Source organism: Halobacterium wangiae (genome assembly GCF_021249345.1).
Lineage (GTDB): Archaea > Halobacteriota > Halobacteria > Halobacteriales > Halobacteriaceae > Halobacterium > Halobacterium wangiae.
The window spans coordinates 2660899-2676280 of record NZ_CP089588.1 but is presented as its reverse complement, the minus strand read 5'-3'; the positions used below and the strand labels follow the sequence as shown (position 1 = coordinate 2676280).

Annotated in this window: 15 protein-coding genes; 10 read left to right on the top strand and 5 right to left on the bottom strand. The window is 67.3% G+C overall.

Going from position 1 to position 15382, the window contains the following annotated elements; translation table 11 throughout:
• Window positions 1-117 precede the first annotated feature (117 nt).
• The 5 genes from LT965_RS14155 to LT965_RS14135 all read left to right on the top strand — a co-directional run bounded on the left by LT965_RS14155 (window position 118) and on the right by LT965_RS14135 (window position 4733).
• On the top strand, window positions 118-873 hold the full coding sequence (locus LT965_RS14155; RefSeq protein ID WP_232701503.1) for a hypothetical protein: 756 nt from the start codon (window positions 118-120) through the stop codon (window positions 871-873).
• 67 nt (window positions 874-940) lie between these two features.
• Window positions 941-2119 (top strand): inorganic phosphate transporter, encoded by a 1179-nt coding sequence (locus LT965_RS14150; protein ID WP_232701502.1) that lies wholly within the window; start codon window positions 941-943, stop codon window positions 2117-2119.
• A 41-nt stretch (window positions 2120-2160) separates the two neighbouring features.
• Window positions 2161-3048, top strand: coding sequence for an SDR family NAD(P)-dependent oxidoreductase (locus tag LT965_RS14145; protein WP_232701501.1), 888 nt, complete (start codon window positions 2161-2163; stop codon window positions 3046-3048).
• A 48-nt stretch (window positions 3049-3096) separates the two neighbouring features.
• A complete protein-coding gene (locus tag LT965_RS14140; RefSeq protein ID WP_232701500.1) occupies window positions 3097-4035 on the top strand; it encodes an NAD-dependent epimerase/dehydratase family protein in 939 nt (312 codons plus the stop codon).
• 56 nt (window positions 4036-4091) lie between these two features.
• Window positions 4092-4733: an RAD55 family ATPase gene (locus LT965_RS14135; RefSeq protein ID WP_232701499.1), complete on the top strand. Its 642-nt coding sequence runs from the start codon at window positions 4092-4094 to the stop codon at window positions 4731-4733.
• On the opposite strand, the gene LT965_RS14130 is transcribed toward LT965_RS14135, so the two are convergent.
• The 5 genes from LT965_RS14130 to LT965_RS14110 all read right to left on the bottom strand — a co-directional run bounded on the left by LT965_RS14130 (window position 4727) and on the right by LT965_RS14110 (window position 7149).
• Complete coding sequence (locus LT965_RS14130) at window positions 4727-5146, bottom strand: DUF7522 family protein (protein WP_232701498.1); 420 nt, start codon at window positions 5144-5146, stop codon at window positions 4727-4729. The two genes, LT965_RS14135 and LT965_RS14130, sit on opposite strands and share 7 nt — an antisense overlap.
• Window positions 5147-5206: 60 nt before the next feature.
• The gene (locus tag LT965_RS14125) at window positions 5207-5512 is read right to left on the bottom strand and encodes a PadR family transcriptional regulator (RefSeq protein WP_232701497.1); all 306 of its coding nucleotides are present in this window, start codon (window positions 5510-5512) and stop codon (window positions 5207-5209) included.
• A 173-nt stretch (window positions 5513-5685) separates the two neighbouring features.
• Window positions 5686-6402, bottom strand: a complete 717-nt coding sequence (locus LT965_RS14120) for a GAF domain-containing protein (protein ID WP_232701496.1) — start codon at window positions 6400-6402, stop codon at window positions 5686-5688.
• 35 nt (window positions 6403-6437) lie between these two features.
• Window positions 6438-6692 (bottom strand): DUF2250 domain-containing protein, encoded by a 255-nt coding sequence (locus LT965_RS14115; protein WP_232701495.1) that lies wholly within the window; start codon window positions 6690-6692, stop codon window positions 6438-6440.
• Between the two features lie 79 nt (window positions 6693-6771).
• Window positions 6772-7149 (bottom strand): helix-turn-helix domain-containing protein, encoded by a 378-nt coding sequence (locus LT965_RS14110; protein WP_232701494.1) that lies wholly within the window; start codon window positions 7147-7149, stop codon window positions 6772-6774.
• An 83-nt stretch (window positions 7150-7232) separates the two neighbouring features.
• Between LT965_RS14110 and LT965_RS14105 the strand changes: the two genes are divergently transcribed.
• The 5 genes from LT965_RS14105 to LT965_RS14085 all read left to right on the top strand — a co-directional run bounded on the left by LT965_RS14105 (window position 7233) and on the right by LT965_RS14085 (window position 15365).
• On the top strand, window positions 7233-7508 hold the full coding sequence (locus LT965_RS14105; RefSeq protein WP_232701493.1) for a DUF7967 family protein: 276 nt from the start codon (window positions 7233-7235) through the stop codon (window positions 7506-7508).
• Window positions 7509-7791: 283 nt separating this feature from the next.
• Window positions 7792-9849, top strand: coding sequence for a PrkA family serine protein kinase (locus LT965_RS14100; protein ID WP_232701492.1), 2058 nt, complete (start codon window positions 7792-7794; stop codon window positions 9847-9849).
• Window positions 9850-9902: 53 nt separating this feature from the next.
• The gene (locus LT965_RS14095; RefSeq protein WP_232703592.1) at window positions 9903-12113 is read left to right on the top strand and encodes a PrkA family serine protein kinase; all 2211 of its coding nucleotides are present in this window, start codon (window positions 9903-9905) and stop codon (window positions 12111-12113) included.
• Window positions 12104-13396, top strand: a complete 1293-nt coding sequence (locus LT965_RS14090) for a YeaH/YhbH family protein (RefSeq protein ID WP_232701491.1) — start codon at window positions 12104-12106, stop codon at window positions 13394-13396. The genes LT965_RS14095 and LT965_RS14090 overlap by 10 nt, the downstream gene beginning before the upstream one ends.
• On the top strand, window positions 13389-15365 hold the full coding sequence (locus LT965_RS14085; RefSeq protein WP_232701490.1) for a SpoVR family protein: 1977 nt from the start codon (window positions 13389-13391) through the stop codon (window positions 15363-15365). The genes LT965_RS14090 and LT965_RS14085 overlap by 8 nt, the downstream gene beginning before the upstream one ends.
• The last annotated feature ends 17 nt before the right edge of the window (window positions 15366-15382 follow it).

Below are 15382 nucleotides of genomic sequence, written 5' to 3'. Positions count from 1 at the left end.
TCACACCGGAACCGATATCAGGACTGCGCCCACAACTACAAGTATCTTGCTTGCGAGCACTCCCACCGCCAGAGAGACCAATCCGGCGGTCAACACTGTAGAACGGAGGAACCACCCGTGAACCCACGTCGCGTCGACAGTCTCACCGACCTCGCGTACGGAGTTCTCATCTTCGTGTCGGTCGGTCTGATTCTCGTCGTCGGTACGGAGACCGGACTCGCGTTCGGCTTCGGCGTGCTGGCGTCGTACATCCTCCACATCGGCTGGAAGATGGCGCGCTTCGACCCGCAGTGGATGACCCAGGTGGTCGGCGAAACCGTCGAAGAGACCGTCGACGAGAAGGTCGGCGAGACCGTCGAACAGACAGTCGAACAGACGGTCGGCGAGACGGTCGAGGAGACTGTCGGCGAAACCGTCGAGAAGACGGTCGGTGAAACTGTCGAGGAGACTGTCAGCGAAACCGTCGAGGAGACGGTGGAGGAGACCGTCGACAAGACAGTCGAGGAGAAGGTCGGCGAAACTGTCGAGGAGAAGGTCGGCGAAACTGTCGAAGAGACGGTCAGCGAAACTGTCGAAGAGACGGTCAGCGAAACCGTCGAGGAGACCGTCGACAAGACCGTCGAAGAGAAGGTCGGCGAGACGGTCGAGGAGAAAGTCGGTGAAACCGTCGAAGAGAAAGTCAGCGAAACTGTCGAGGAAACCGTCGAGGAGACGGTGGGTGAGACGGTCGAAGAGACGGTGGAAGAGACCGTCGAGGAGAAGGTCGACGAAACTGTCGAGGAGAAGGTCGACGAAACTGTCGAGAAGCAACTGGAGGAACAGGAAGGGGAAGCGAGCGGCGAAGCGGACGACGAAGACGAGGCGTCACCGTGATCCGGAACGGCGTGCGGCCGGCAGTGAGCCGGCAGACCACCGAGACCGACGTCTCGGAGGTGGTGGCGTGATCGGCGTCCTCCTCCTCGTCGGAATCCTGGTGGCGATGTTCGTCGGGTTCAACGTCGGCGGGTCGACGACCGGGCCTGCGTTCGGGCCGGCAGTCGGCGCGGACGCGCTCTCGAAGTCGTCGGCAGCGGCGCTGATGACCGCGTTCTTCTTCGTCGGGGCGTGGACCCTCGGCCGTCGCGTCGTGGACACCCTCGGCCGCGAGCTCGTCTACGACCCGAGCATCTTCACGCTGGAGGCCAGCATCGGCGTGCTGTTCTTCATCGGCCTCGCGCTGTTCGTCGGTAACGTCTTCGGCGTCCCCGCGTCCACGTCGATGACCGCGGTCGGCGCCATCGCCGGCCTCGGGTTCGCCCGCAACGAACTCAACTGGGCCGTGATGGGCGAGATCGCGACGTGGTGGATCGTCGCCCCCGTCATCGGCTTCTGGGTGTCGCTCATCATCGGCCGGTACTTCTACGCGCGCCTCCACCGCATCATCGCGATGGAGCGCAGCGACGGGGCGCTGGTCGAACTCGACCGGTCCGGCGCGGTGCCGGTCCCCACGCCGGAGGAGTCGACCAACCGGAAGGAGCTGTTCGGCGTGGTAACGGTCATCGCCATCGGCTGCCTGATGGCGTTCAGCTCCGGGACGAGCAACATCGCCAACGCCATCGCGCCGCTCGTCGGCAGCGACGTCATCGAGATGAACCCGGCCATCCTGCTGGGCTGTCTCGCGGTCGGTATCGGCGCGTTCACTATCGCGCGCCGGACGCTGGAGACGATGGGCAGCGACATCACCGAACTCCCGCTGACGGCGGCCATCGTGGTCGCGACGGTGAGCGCGACGCTCGTCATCTTCCTGTCGGCGATCGGTATCCCGGCGAGCTTCGTCGTCATCGCGACGATGAGCATCGTCGGTCTCGGCTGGGGGCGGGCCACCCGACCGGTGTCGGTGCCGGACGTGGTCCGCGGCGAGGAGGACGTGCCCGTGAGCGTGGGCGGCCTCGCGGCGGACGAGGACCGCGACGAGGTGCCCGCGATCGGCGAGGAGGAGCCCGAGGACATCCCGAGCGCGGGAGACCTCTTCGACCCGGGGACGACGGCGCGGGTCATCCTGATGCAGAATCTCGTTCCCCTCGTCGGGACCGTCGGCGCGTTCCTGACGTTCCGCTACGTCCCCATCTTCGGGTTCTGAGCGGAGCGGTTTTTATGCCGGTGGCGTCCGAAGCCGGCGACATGGTGCGACCGGAAGTCGGCGCGAGCGTACAGCACCGCGACCTCGAGGGAGCGACGGCGCTCGTGACCGGCGCGACGGGCGGCGTGGGTCGCGAGGTCGCGCTCGCGCTCGGGCGACTCGGAGCGGACGTACACGTCCACGGGCGGAACGCCGACCGCGGCGAGCGCGTGGCCAGCGACCTCCGCGGACTGGGCGCGGACGCCTCGTTCTTTCTTGCGGAGTACACCGACCTCGACCAGGTCGAGACCCTCGCAGAGCGCGTCCGCGACCGCGTCGACGAACTGGACGTGCTGGTGAACAACGCCGGAGCGCACTTCGACGAGGGGCGGCTGACCGACCTGGGGGTCGAGCGGACGTTCCACGCCAACCACCTCGCGCCGTTCCTGCTGACGAACCGGCTCCGCGACGTCCTGGCCTCCGGGGGCCGCATCGTCACCGTCTCCTCTGAGGTCCACCGTCGCGCGTCCCTCGACTTCGAGGAACTGACCGCCGTCGACGCCTACGAGGGCCTCGACGCCTACGCCCGCTCGAAACTCGCGAACGTACTGTTCGCCCGGGAACTCGCACGGCGGACCGACGACCTGACCTCCGTCTCCTGTCACCCGGGGTTCGTGCCAGCGACCGGCATCTGGCGGAACGCCCCGCTGCCCGTGCGAGCGGTGATGCTCGTGCTCTCGGCAGTCCCGCGGTCGTTGACGTTCGGCCGCGTCGACACGCCGTCGTCGGCCGCGGTGACGCCGACGTTCCTCGCCGCGACCGACCGCGAGGACGGCGAGAACGGCGCGTACTTCCGGGACTGCGCGCCCGTCGAGCCGTCCCCGGAGGCGAGCGACGACGCGCTCGCCGAGCGGCTCTGGGAGTGGAGCGCCCAGCGCGTGAGCCTCTGAGACGGCGAGCATCGGAAAACACTTGTCGAGCGCAGTGGACGCATCTGTATGCAACTCTCCGAGCAGCGCGTCGTCGTCACCGGCGCGGCGGGCCTCGTCGGCTCCCACCTCGCCGCGGAACTCGCGGCGGACAACGACGTGCTCGCGGTCGACAACCTCTCGAAGGGCACCCGGGAACGCGTGCCCGACGGCGTCGAGTTCGTCGAAGCGGACATGTGCGACGCCGAGGACGTCGCCGAGGTCATCACCGGAGACGTGGACATCGTCTTCCACTTCGCGGCGTACACGGACACGAACTACGGCGAACCCCGCGTACTGTTCGAGGAGAACGGCGAGATGACGTACAACGTCCTCGAACGCATGGACGAGGTGGGCGTCGACAAACTCGCGTTCACCTCCTCCTCGACGGTGTACGGGGAAGCGCCGATGCCGACCCCCGAGGACTACGCGCCGCTCGAACCAATCTCCATCTACGGCGCCAGCAAACTCGCCGACGAGGGCCTCGTCTCCACGTACGCCCACTCCTACGGCATCCAGTCGTGGATGTACCGCTTCGCGAACATCGTCGGCCCGAAGCAGCGCGGTAACGTCGTCCCCGACTTCATCGAGAAACTGCTCGCGGACCCGGAGACGCTCACCATCCTCGGGAACGGCCGCCAGGAGAAGTCCTACCTCCACGTCGAGGACTGCGTCGACGCGATGGTCCACGTGGTCGAGCACGCCGACGACGACCTCAACGTCTACAACCTCGGCACGCGAACGACCACGTCCGTCAACACCATCGCGGACATCGTCGCCGACGAGATGGGACTGGACCCCGACTACGAGTACACGGGCGGCGACCGCGGGTGGACCGGCGACGTGCCGAAGATGCGACTCTCCATCGAGAAGCTCTCGGCGCTCGGCTGGGAGCCGTCGCTGTCATCCGACGAGTCCGTCCGGAAGGCCGCCCGCGGACTGATCGAGGAACTGCGCGCGGCGCAGTAATGTCCGTCGAGAGCAACAAACACTTTACGCGGGCCGCGAGCTACGTTGGGTAGCTAATGGCTGGGTACGACGTCGCCGACCACCTCCCCGTCGACGAGATAGCCGCGGGGACGAACCTGCTCGTCGCCGGTCCTCCACTGACGGGGAAACGCGAGCTGGCGCTCGAAGTCCTCGACGGCGGCTGCGAGCGCGGCGAGGGCGGCATCGTGGTCGGCACCCGGGACAGCACGAAGTCGATCCGCAAGCGCGCGCCGAACGTCTGGACGGCGGTCAAGCAGAACCGTGGCGGCATCGTCGACTGTGTCACGCGCCAGCGCGGGGAGTCGACACGCGACCAGGACCTCGTGAAGTACGTCGGGTCGCCCGGCGACATCACGGACATCGGCATCCGCCTCGGTGGCATCTTCCAGGCGCTCGAGTCGAACTGCGAGCAGGCCCGGATGAACGTCTCCACGATCTCGACGATGCTGATGTACGCGGACACGCGACGCGTCTACCGGTTCCTCCACGTGTTCGCCGGCCACGTCGAGCGCCTCGACTGGCTCGGGTTCGGCGTGCTGGACACCAGCAGCAGGGAGGCCTTCGACGTGCTCGCGCCGCTGTACGACGGGCTGATTCAGACGCGAGCGACGGACGACGGGACAGAACTCCGCGTGGTGGGTCTCGGCCAGGGCCGCACCGCGTGGGTCCCCTACTGATTGAACTGGTCGGCGACGTCCTCCGACTCGAACTCCTCGTGGACCTCCTCGTCGACGAACGCGAGAATATCGTCGATGAGGTGGCCGGTGTCGCTGATGCTCTCCCGGTCGAAGGAGACGAAGATGCCCGACCAGTCGTCGAAGGGAATCTGGCAGACGACCACCTGCTGGAACCACCGCACCGTCGCGTCGAGGTGGCCGAAGCGGGCGAACTCGGGCTGTTCGTGGCCGTCGTCGAACCCTTTCAGCACGAAGTTCTTCGCCACCTCCTCGAACTCGTCGTCGGTGTACTCCGCCTCGATTGCAGCTGATTTGAAGTCGACTTCGTAGTCGTCACCGTCGTAGCGCACGATGGTGCGGAGCGTGCCGACGTCCAGCGAACGGATGTAGCGGGCGAGGGAGTCGGCGGTCATATTCCCTCGTTGGGAGAGGAGTGTGGTTAATCTTCCGTCCGGCGCCTGCGAAGGGAACAGTCAGTCCGCGACGAGCGTCTCTTCGCCCTCGGCGGCCTCGACGTAGTCCTGCTCCCAGTCCCGGCGGGCGCGGAGTTCTCGCTCCCCGCGGTCCGTGACGACGTACTGGTTCGTCCGCTCGTCTTTCTGGCCCTTCTCGACGAGTCCCTTCTCGACGAGCGTATTGAGGTTCGGGTAGAGGCGTCCGTGGTTGATCTCGGAGGTGTAGTACTGTTCCAGTTCGCTCTTGATGTCGAGGCCGTTCGGTTCCTCGAGGCCCGCGGCGACGACGAGGAGGTCGCGCTGGAAGCCGGTGAGGTCGTCCATGGTTCGTTTTTCACGAACGAACTCACCTGTATTAAATCTCGTGGCAGTCTCGGTCGCTGGCGAGCGACGGGACGGCCATGGTTCGGACCGCCGTCTCTGGTTTCGGGTAGCGCGCGTCGCCTGCCCGAGGACGTGTCCCGTCGCTCTCGTCAGAACTGCGGAGGCCAGTCGGCTCAGGCCTCGACGCGCGGCGGCGTGAGGAGGTCCGAATCCGCGAGTCCGGCGCAGGTGCCCGCGATGGTGAGCACGCGCTGTTCGGTGAAGAAGTCGGGTTCGTGTGCTTCGGCGTCGACGATGCCGACGACGTCCTCGCCGGCGAGGATGGGACAGCAGAACTCGCTGCGGACGCTGTCGTCGCACTCGTAGTACGGGCCGTCGTAGTCGGCGACGTCGTCGACGAGCACCGCCTCGCCGGTCAGGCCGACCGTCGAGTTGTTCGAACGCTCGGCGAACGACTCCGTGAGCGGGAACTCCGCGCGCGAGGGGTCGCCGACGTACGCCTCCTTGACGAGCACGTCCTCGCCGTCGGCGTTCGTGGCGCGTCGGTAGACGCCGAGCCAGTCCGCCTCAGTCTCCTCGGCTAGACGGTCGACGGTGTCCTGGAGGGCGACGAGTCGTGCGGTGTTCGGGTGGTCGCGCAGTCGCTCGCGGTCGTACTCCAGTCCGCAGACGGGCGCGAGGTTGTACGGGTCGTCGGCGAGGCCGACGCCGCAGGCCCCGTCCGGTCCGAGTTCCGGGACGGGGTAGACGTAGCGCTCTTCGACCGTGTCGGCCGTGACGGTGGCGTGCGGGGGCCGGGCGACCAGCGACGCGCCGCGCTTGGGCGAGTCCGACGGCACGTCCGCGAACTCCGGTAACCCCACGGCGCGGAGGTAGGACTCGTGGTTCATGGGTCGGTGTTTGGGGTGGGAACGTAAAGTGTCGTTCACTCCGGCAGGACGCCGCTCTCGCAGGCGCGCTCGCCAGCGTCGGTGAGTCGGTAGACCACCTCGCCGGAGACCGCTTCGAGGAGCCCGCGTTCGGTGAGCTCCTCGCAGCGAGTCTCGACGTAGGGCGCGTGCATGCCGATGCGGTTGGCGACGATGGCCGGGTACTCGGCGCCAACCTCGGCAAGGAACTCGATGATGTCGCGGTCGGCGGGGCGACTCCACGTTGGCTGGCGGGACGATGCGCCGTTCATGGCAGTATCGTGGGTCACGCTACCACATAACACTACTGTCCAGACAGACGCGGCCAGCGCCCCCGCGGGCGCCGAGTCGTCACTCCTCGCCGTACTCGGTGCGGAACTCCCCGATCAGGCCGCTCATCTTCGCGTACCAGTCGTTGAGGCGGCGCTGCATGTCGTCGGCGACCACGTCGGGGTCCGCGGGACGGTAGACGTGGTAGTACCCCCCTGCCTCGGAGTTACGCTGGCGCTTGCGGACGACGCCGGCGTCGACGAGGCGGTGGACCGACCGGTAGGCCGTCGAACGCTCGCGGTCGACGCTGTCGGTGAGTTCGTCGACAGTCAGCGGGTCGTCGCTCTCGACGAGCGCCTGGAAACACTCGCGGTCGAGGTCCGAGAGACCGTGGAGGCAGCCGAGGAGGTTCTCACAGGCGAGGTCCCGCTCTAGCTGGGCGGCCAGTGAGTCTGCCATCGACGGGCCTAGACTGCAGGCCGGGAAAAGGGTTCTGACGGCGAGCGACCGGATATTTCCCCGTGGAGGACGAACGGGTGGGTATGAGCGACGGGACGGTGCGCGTCTGGCTGGCGGAGCGAACGTACTCCGACGACGAGCAGAACCTCATCATCCTCGAATACGCGACGACGGACGGCGAGCGGTACCTCCGGAAGGAGCGCGCGCTCACGAGTTTCGACGACGAGAGACCCACGAAGGCGGCCATCGACGTCGAACCGGCGAAACTCGGTGCGGTCACCGACCCGGCCGAGGTCGAGCGGTACGCGAGCGCCGCCAGCGAGACGGCCGCGAACTACGACCCCGACGACACCATATAGCCGCCGCGAGGTTTACCTCGACTACATACCATCGCTCGACCGTTAACGCCCCCACGAACCCCGTGGTGAGGTGACCGAGGACACGTCGCCGGAGTCTCCCACCGGACGGCCGTCCGGCGACGTGAACAGGAGTGTGACACCCCGCGACATGCTTATACGTTAGCATACCCCAATACAATAGTAGTGCCGGTGTTACGCCCGGCGGTCGCCCGTCCTGTCGCCCCGTACGAGACGACTTGGTAGCACCCCCGGGTAACGACATCAGGTCACACCCACACCCAACATGACGGAAACCCTCGAACGCCTCAGCGAACAGTACAAGGAATCAGTCCCGTCGGACCTCCGCGACGCCCGGAGCTACGACTGGTATCTGGAGACCCTGTACGACGACCCCTCCATCGCGCGGAACGCCCACCAGCGGCTAGCAGACATGTTCGACTACTACGGCTCGAACACGGAGGACGGGGTCGTCGAGTACAAACTGGCATCCGAGGACCCACTCGGCGAGGGTGCGAACACCTTCTTCGGGCGCGAAGTCCACGAGTCCATCCACGAGTTCGTCAACAAGGTCAAGAGCGGCGCTCGCGGCCTCGGTCCGGAGAAACGCATCATCCTCCTGCTCGGTCCCGTCGGCTCCGGGAAGTCCGACGTCGACCGCCAGGTGCGACGCTACTACGAGGACTACACCGCCAAGGAGGAGGGACGGCTGTACACCTTCCGGTGGACGAACCTCTGCTCGGTCATCGACGACCAGGACCCCAACGACGACACCGTCACCTCCCCGATGCACCAGGACCCGCTGGTGTTGCTCCCGAACGAACAGCGCCAGCAGATCATTGAGGACCTCAACGAGCGCCTCGACGCACCGTACTCGCTGCGCAACGAGCAGGCCCTCGACCCGGCCAGCGAGTTCTACATGGACGAACTGCTGGCCCACTACGACGACGACCTGGAGGCCGTCCTCGACAACCACGTCGAGGTGGTGAGGCTCGTCGCCAGCGAGAACCGCAGGGACTGCATCGAGACCTTCGAGCCCAAGGACAAGAAGAACCAGGACGAGACCGAGCTGACCGGCGACGTGAACTACTCGAAGCTCGCGGTGTACGGCGAGAGCGACCCGCGAGCGTTCGACTACGCGGGCGCGTTCTGTAACGCCAACCGGGGCATCTTCTCCGGGGAGGAACTGCTCAAACTACAGCGGGAGTTCCTCTACGACTTCCTGCACGCCACACAGGAGCAGACGATCAAGCCGAAGAACAACCCCCGCATCGACATCGACCAGGTCATCGTCGGCCGAACGAACATGCCCGAGTACCGGGACAAGCGCGCCGACGAAAAGATGGAGGCGTTCAACGACCGCACGAAGCGCGTCGACTTCCCGTACGTCCTCGAGTACGAGGAGGAGGCGCTCATCTACGACAAACTCCTGTCGAACGCCGACGTGCCCGACATCCACGTCGAACCCCACACCCTCGACATGGCGGGGCTGTTCGGCGTGCTCACCCGCGTCAAGGAGCCCGACAACGACAGGGTGGGCCTCCTCGAGAAGGCGAAGGCGTACAACGGCGAACTCGACGAGGTCGACGACGTCGACCCCGAGAAGCTCCGCGAGGAGGCCGCCGACTCCAGCGAGCGCGAGGGCATGAAAGGCGTCAGCCCGCGGTTCGTCGGCGACGAGATAGCGGCGGCCATCATGCAGTCGATGGACCGCGAGCGCGGGTTCCTCTCGCCACTCACCGTCTTCAACCGCCTGGAGGACAACGTCGGCCAGCACGGCTCCATCCCGGAGGAGGTCGTCGAGGACTACCAGCGCCTCCTCGAACTCGTCCGCGAGGAGTACCGCGAGCGCGCCATCGAGGACGTGCGCCACGCACTCGCCTACGACCTGGACGAGATCCAGCGCCAGGGCGAGAAGTACATGGACCACGTGATGGCGTACATCGACGACGACACCGTCGCCGACGAACTCACGGGCCGCGAGCAGGAGCCCGACGAGACGTTCCTGCGGGCCGTCGAGGAGCAACTCGGCGTCCCCGAGGACCGCAAGGACGACTTCCGCCAGGAGGTCTCGAACTGGGTCAGCCGCCGCGCCCGCGAGGGCGAGCCGTTCGACCCGCAGGACAACGACCGCCTGCGCCGCGCACTCGAGCGCAAGCTCTGGGAGGACAAGAAACACAACATCAACTTCTCGGCGCTCGTCTCGAACGCGGAGTTCGACGACGACGGCGACGGCAACGACTGGGTGGCCGCACTCGTCGACCGCGGCTACTCGGAGGCCGGTGCGCGCGAAGTGCTGGAGTTCGCGGGCGCCGAGGTCGCCAAGGCGGAACTAGAGTCGTGACCGACTACGTCGACCGGGCGAACCGGGCACTCAGGGACACCTACGACGACCCGATGTCCCTCGAGGAGTACGTCGACCACGTCTTCGAGCACCCGCTCGCCGCCGCCCACGCCAGCCGCTACGTGCTCGCCGCCATCGAGGCCGAGGGCACCCGCCCCGTCGTCGAAGGGGGCGAACAGCGGCAGCGCTACCGCTTCTTCGACGACCCGCACAACGACGGCGAGCACGCCGTCCTCGGGAACACGGCGACGCTGAACGCGTTCGTCGACGACCTCCGCGCGGTCGCCGCTGGCCGCGGGAAGGCCGAGACCATCCTCTGGTTCGCGGGGCCGACGGCGACCGGGAAGTCCGAACTGAAGCGGTGTCTCGTCAACGGACTCCGGGAGTTCTCGAAGACACCCGAGGGTCGGCGCTACACGATCGAGTGGAACATCGCGGGCGCCGAGGAGTCGCCGGGACTGACGTACGGCGACGAGCGCCTGGACCGCGAGGACGACTGGTACGAGAGCCCAGTCCAGTCGAGTCCGCTGTCGGTGTTCCCGCCCGACGTCCGCAAGGAGTTGCTCGCGGAACTGAACCGGGGTCGCGACGACACCGACAAACTCCGCGCTGACGCCGACCTCGACCCGTTCTGCCGGGAGGCCTACGAGTTCCTCGAGGAGGCCTACCGGCGGGAGGGGCGCACCGACCTCTTCGAGGCGGTGACCGACCCCAAGCACCTGCGCGTGAAGAACTACGTCGTGGACCGCGGGAAAGGCATCGGCGTGCTCCACTCCGAGGACGCCGGCAGCCCGAAGGAACGCCTCGCAGGGTCGTGGATGGCGCCGCTGCTCGCCCAGATGGACTCGAAGGGCCGGAAGAACCCGCAGGCGTTCAGCTACGACGGCGTGCTCTCGCAGGGCAACGGCTGCCTGACGGTCGTCGAGGACGCCAGCCAGCACGCCGACCTGCTCCAGAAGCTGCTGAACGTCCCCGACGAGCGCCGCGTGAAACTCGACAAGGGCATCGGGATGGACCTCGACACGCAGCTGGTCGTCATCTCGAATCTGGACCTCGAGGCTCAGCTGAACAAACACGACGACCGGCAGGGGTTCGACCCGCTGAAGGCGCTCAAGCGCCGGCTCTCGAAACACGAGTTCGGCTACCTCACGAGCGTCAGTCTCGAGGCTCAGCTACTCCGCCGCGAGCTCACCAGCGAGACGGCGGTATGGACGGAGACGGACCACGACGTCGTCGCCGAGCGCGTGCGGGAACCCGTCACCGTCTCGATCCGGGACCGCGAGGGCGTCCAGCAGCGCGAACTCGCGCCCCACACCGTCGAGGCGGCGGCGCTGTACAGCGTCGTCACGCGCCTCGACGCGAGCAGCCTCCCCGAGAGCCTCGACCTCGTGGAGAAGGCCCAGCTGTACGACCGGGGGTACGTCGGCTCCGGGGAGGACCGCCGCGACGCCGACGAGTTCGACTTCGACGGCGACGCGGACGGCGGGAACGGCATCCCCGTGACGTACACGCGGGACGTGCTCGCCGACCGCCTGCACGCCGACGCAGACCGCTCGCACCCGGAGCTCCCCGTCGAGCACGTGGTCACGCCCCGGGACGTCCTCGACGGGATGGTCGAGGGGCTCGAGGCCGCGCCAGTGTTCTCCGACGCGGAGCGCGCGGAGTTCGAGGACCGCCTCGTCGCCGTCAAGGACTACGTCCACGACCAGCAGGAGGACGACGTCCTCGACGCGCTGCTCTCCGAGGAGGGCGCAGACCCGGCCGACGTGGAGCGGTACGTCGACCACGTCCACGCGTGGGCGACCGACGACACGGTCACGAACGACCGCGGCGAGGACGAACAGCCGGACGCGCTGGCGATGAAGCTGTTCGAGACGGAGACGCTCGGGAAGTTCGCCGACGCCGACTACCGCGGGAACCAGCCCCGCGAGGGCGTCCGCACGTTCCGCGAGGACACCGTGATGACGGCGGTGACCCGCCACGCGTGGGAACACCGCGACGAGGAGTTCCGCGCCCGGGACATCGACCTGACGACGGTCCCCGTGCTCCGTGACGTACTCGCGGGCAACGACTGGAGCGACGTCGATCGGGTCCACCCCGACTTCGACCCCGAGCAGTGGGGCGACCCGCCGGAGGGCACCGCGACTGCCGAGCTGAAAGAACAGGCCATCGAGTATCTCGTCGAGGAGCGGGGCTACTCGCCGGCGAGCGCCGAACTCGCGAGCCGGGACGTCCTCTCGGAGGTGACCCACCGATGGGCCTGAGAGACGACCGCGAGCGGTTCCGCGAGATCGGCGAACAGCGCCGGCAGGACCTCGCGGAGTTCATCCAGTACGGCGACCTCACGGGCAGCAGCTCGGACTCGGTGCGGGTGCCGATCAAACTCGTCGACCTCCCGGAGTTCCAGTACGACCAGCTCGACATGGGCGGCGTCGGACAGGGCGACGCGGAACCCGGCGACCAGGTCGGCCAGCCACAGGAGGGCGAGGGCGACGACGGCGAGGCCGGCGAGGACTCCGCGGACCACGAGTACTACGAGATGGACCCCGAGGAGTTCGCCGCGGAACTCGACGAGCGCCTCGGCCTCGACCTCGAACCGAAGGGCAAGCGCGTCGTCTCGGAGACGGAGGGCGCGTTCAACGACACCGCGCGGCGCGGGCCCCGCGGGACGCTGGATTTCGCCCACCTCTACAAGCAGGGCCTGAAGCGGAAGGTCGCGATGGACTTCGACGAGGCGTACCTCGGCGAGGCGCTGCGCGTCGAGGGGTGGGGGCCGAGTGAGGTCTTCGAGTGGGCGAGAGCGCAGAACATCCCCGTGTCGAAGGCGTGGCTCGACGAGCGCGACCGGGACCTCGAGGACCGCGACCGGTGGCGCTCCATCGAGGAGATGACCAGCGAGGTCGACCGCGAGCAGACACACGCGCGCCTCCGACGAGAGGGCGTCGGGAAGGTGCCCCTGCGCCGCGAGGACGAGCGCTTCCGTCACCCCGAGATCGTCGAGGAGCGCGAGCGCAACGTCGTCGTCGTGAACATCCGGGACGTCTCCGGGTCGATGCGTAACGCCAAGCGCGAACTCGTCGAGCGCACGTTCACGCCCCTCGACTGGTACCTCACCGGGAAGTACGACCGCGCGGAGTTCGTCTACATCGCCCACGACGCCGACGCCTGGGTCGTCGAGCGCACGGACTTCTTCGGCATCCGGTCGGGCGGGGGGACCCGCATCTCCAGCGCGTACGAACTCGCCGAGGACGTCCTCGAGGAGTACCCGTTCCACGAGTGGAACCGCTACGTGTTCGCGGCGGGCGACGGGGAGAACAGCGGCAACGACACGACGGAGAAGGTCGTGCCGCTGATGCAGGGCATCGACGCGAATCTCCACGCGTACGTCGAGACACAGCCGAACGACGGCGTCCGGACGGGGACCCACGCCGCGGACCTCCGCGAGGCGTTCGACGAGGACGACGCCGTCGCCGTCACCACCGTGCGCGACGAGTCGGACGTCCTCGACGCCATCGAGACCATACTCAGCACCGAGAACGATGATTGACAGAGAGAAGCGACAGACGGCCGCGGAACTGACCGAGCCAACGCGGGAAGCCAACGCGCTCGCCCGCAAACTCGGCCTCGACCCGTACGACGTCCACTACTGGATCGTCGACCACGACGAGATGAACGAACTCATCGCCTACGACGGGTTCCAGACGCGGTACCCCCACTGGCGGTGGGGGATGAAGTACGAACAGCAGCGCAAGCAGCGCCAGTTCCTCGGCGGGAAGGCCTTCGAGATCGTGAACAACGACAACCCCTCGAACGCGTTCCTCCAGCAGTCGAACTCGCTGGCCGACCAGAAGGCGGTCATCACGCACGTCGAGGCCCACGCGGACTTCTTCGCGAACAACCGGTGGTTCGGCCTGTTCGGCAGCGAGGACGGACCGAACGCCGCGGCGATGCTCGAACGCCACGCCCGGCGCATCGAGGAGGTGCTCTCGGACCCGGAGGTCGACCGCGAGGCCGTCGAGCGGTTCGTCGACACGGTGCTCACGCTGGAGGACAACATCGAGTACCGCCGCGCGTTCGACCGGAAGAGCGCCGACGGCGACCCGGAGGCCGTCGACGAGACCCTGGAGGCGCTGGGCGTCAGCGACGAGGTGCGGGCGGAGGTGTTCGACGACGACTGGCTGGAGGCCCTCGAAGCGGACGTCGACGACGTCCAGTTCCCGCCGGAACCGGAGTACGACCTGCTCGCGTTCCTCCGCGAACACGGGGAGGCCTACGACGAGGACGCCGGCAAGGCCGTGGAGTTCGAGGACTGGCAGCGGGAGGTCGTCGAGATGCTGCGCCGGGAGGCGTACTACTTCGCGCCCCAGCGCACGACGAAGGTAATGAACGAGGGGTGGGCGGCGTACTGGGAGTCGATGATGATGGGCGAGGAGGCGTTCGCGGGCACCGACGAGTTCCTCGACTACGCGGACCACCAGGCCCAGGTGCTCAACAGCCCCGGCTTCAACCCGTACAAACTCGGGAAAGAGCTCTGGGAGTACGTCGAGAACCGCGCGAACCGGCGGGAGGTACTCGAACGACTGCTCCGCGTCGAGGGCATCTCGTGGCGGAACTTCCACGACGCCGTCGACTTCCAGCAGGTCGCGGACCGACTCGCTCCACCGGAGGCCCTCGACTCGGTGACCAGCGAGACGCTCGACGACGTGGCCACGCTCCCCGAGGAGTACGTGGACGCCGAGGCGCTCGCCGCGGCCCGCGAGGGCGAGATCGACGTCGACCGCTACCCCTGGAAGCTGTTCACCTACGAGGGGCTGGCACGGCGCCACTACTCGCTGACGAAGCCACAGTTCCGCGGGTTCCTGCGGCGCGTGACCCGCGGCGAACTGGAGTCCACCAGCCGCTACCTCTTCGAGGACGAGCGCTTCGCGACCGTCGAGCAGGCCCTCGACAGCGTCGACTTCACGGTCGGCTGGGAGCGGATGTTCGGGGTGCGCGAGAGCCACAACGACGTGACGTTCATCGACGAGTTCCTCACCCAGGAGTTCGTCGACGCCAACGACTACTTCGCCTACGAGTACAGCCAGACGCGCGGGGACCTCCGCGCCACCAGCACGGACGCCGAGGACGTCAAGAAGAAGCTCCTGCTCCGGTTCACGAACCTGGGGAAGCCGACCATCGGCGTCTACGACGCGAACCACGAGAACCGCGGCGAACTGCTGCTCTGTCACGAGTACAACGGTGTGATGCTCGACCGGAAGAACGCCGAAGCGACACTCGAACGCGTCTTCGAACTGTGGGGCCGCCCGGTCGTCCTCCACACCATCACGAAGCGCATCCCGGAGAACGAACGGAAGCGCGCCCGCCGCAACGACCGCGAGCCGGAACCCGAGGAGGTCGGCGTCGAACTCCGGTACGACGGCGACGACCTGTCCGTCGAGGAGCTCTCGTGGGCCGCGGTCGAACACCTCGCAGCCGACGAACTCGACTACGACACGAAACCCGACGACTGGCTGTAGGAGCAGCGGACGGCCTC

Bases quoted from the DNA above. Each gene is read 5' to 3' on its own strand.
- LT965_RS14145 (WP_232701501.1), top strand. From the start codon at position 2,161: ATGGTGCGACCGGAAGTCGGCGCGAGCGTACAGCACCGCGACCTCGAG.
- LT965_RS14140 (WP_232701500.1), top strand. From the start codon at position 3,097: ATGCAACTCTCCGAGCAGCGCGTCGTCGTCACCGGCGCGGCGGGCCTC.
- LT965_RS14135 (WP_232701499.1), top strand. From the start codon at position 4,092: ATGGCTGGGTACGACGTCGCCGACCACCTCCCCGTCGACGAGATAGCC.
- LT965_RS14130 (WP_232701498.1), bottom strand. From the start codon at position 5,146: ATGACCGCCGACTCCCTCGCCCGCTACATCCGTTCGCTGGACGTCGGC.
- LT965_RS14125 (WP_232701497.1), bottom strand. From the start codon at position 5,512: ATGGACGACCTCACCGGCTTCCAGCGCGACCTCCTCGTCGTCGCCGCG.
- LT965_RS14120 (WP_232701496.1), bottom strand. From the start codon at position 6,402: ATGAACCACGAGTCCTACCTCCGCGCCGTGGGGTTACCGGAGTTCGCG.
- LT965_RS14115 (WP_232701495.1), bottom strand. From the start codon at position 6,692: ATGAACGGCGCATCGTCCCGCCAGCCAACGTGGAGTCGCCCCGCCGAC.
- LT965_RS14110 (WP_232701494.1), bottom strand. From the start codon at position 7,149: ATGGCAGACTCACTGGCCGCCCAGCTAGAGCGGGACCTCGCCTGTGAG.
- LT965_RS14105 (WP_232701493.1), top strand. From the start codon at position 7,233: ATGAGCGACGGGACGGTGCGCGTCTGGCTGGCGGAGCGAACGTACTCC.
- LT965_RS14100 (WP_232701492.1), top strand. From the start codon at position 7,792: ATGACGGAAACCCTCGAACGCCTCAGCGAACAGTACAAGGAATCAGTC.
- LT965_RS14095 (WP_232703592.1), top strand. From the start codon at position 9,903: ATGTCCCTCGAGGAGTACGTCGACCACGTCTTCGAGCACCCGCTCGCC.
- LT965_RS14090 (WP_232701491.1), top strand. From the start codon at position 12,104: ATGGGCCTGAGAGACGACCGCGAGCGGTTCCGCGAGATCGGCGAACAG.
- LT965_RS14085 (WP_232701490.1), top strand. From the start codon at position 13,389: ATGATTGACAGAGAGAAGCGACAGACGGCCGCGGAACTGACCGAGCCA.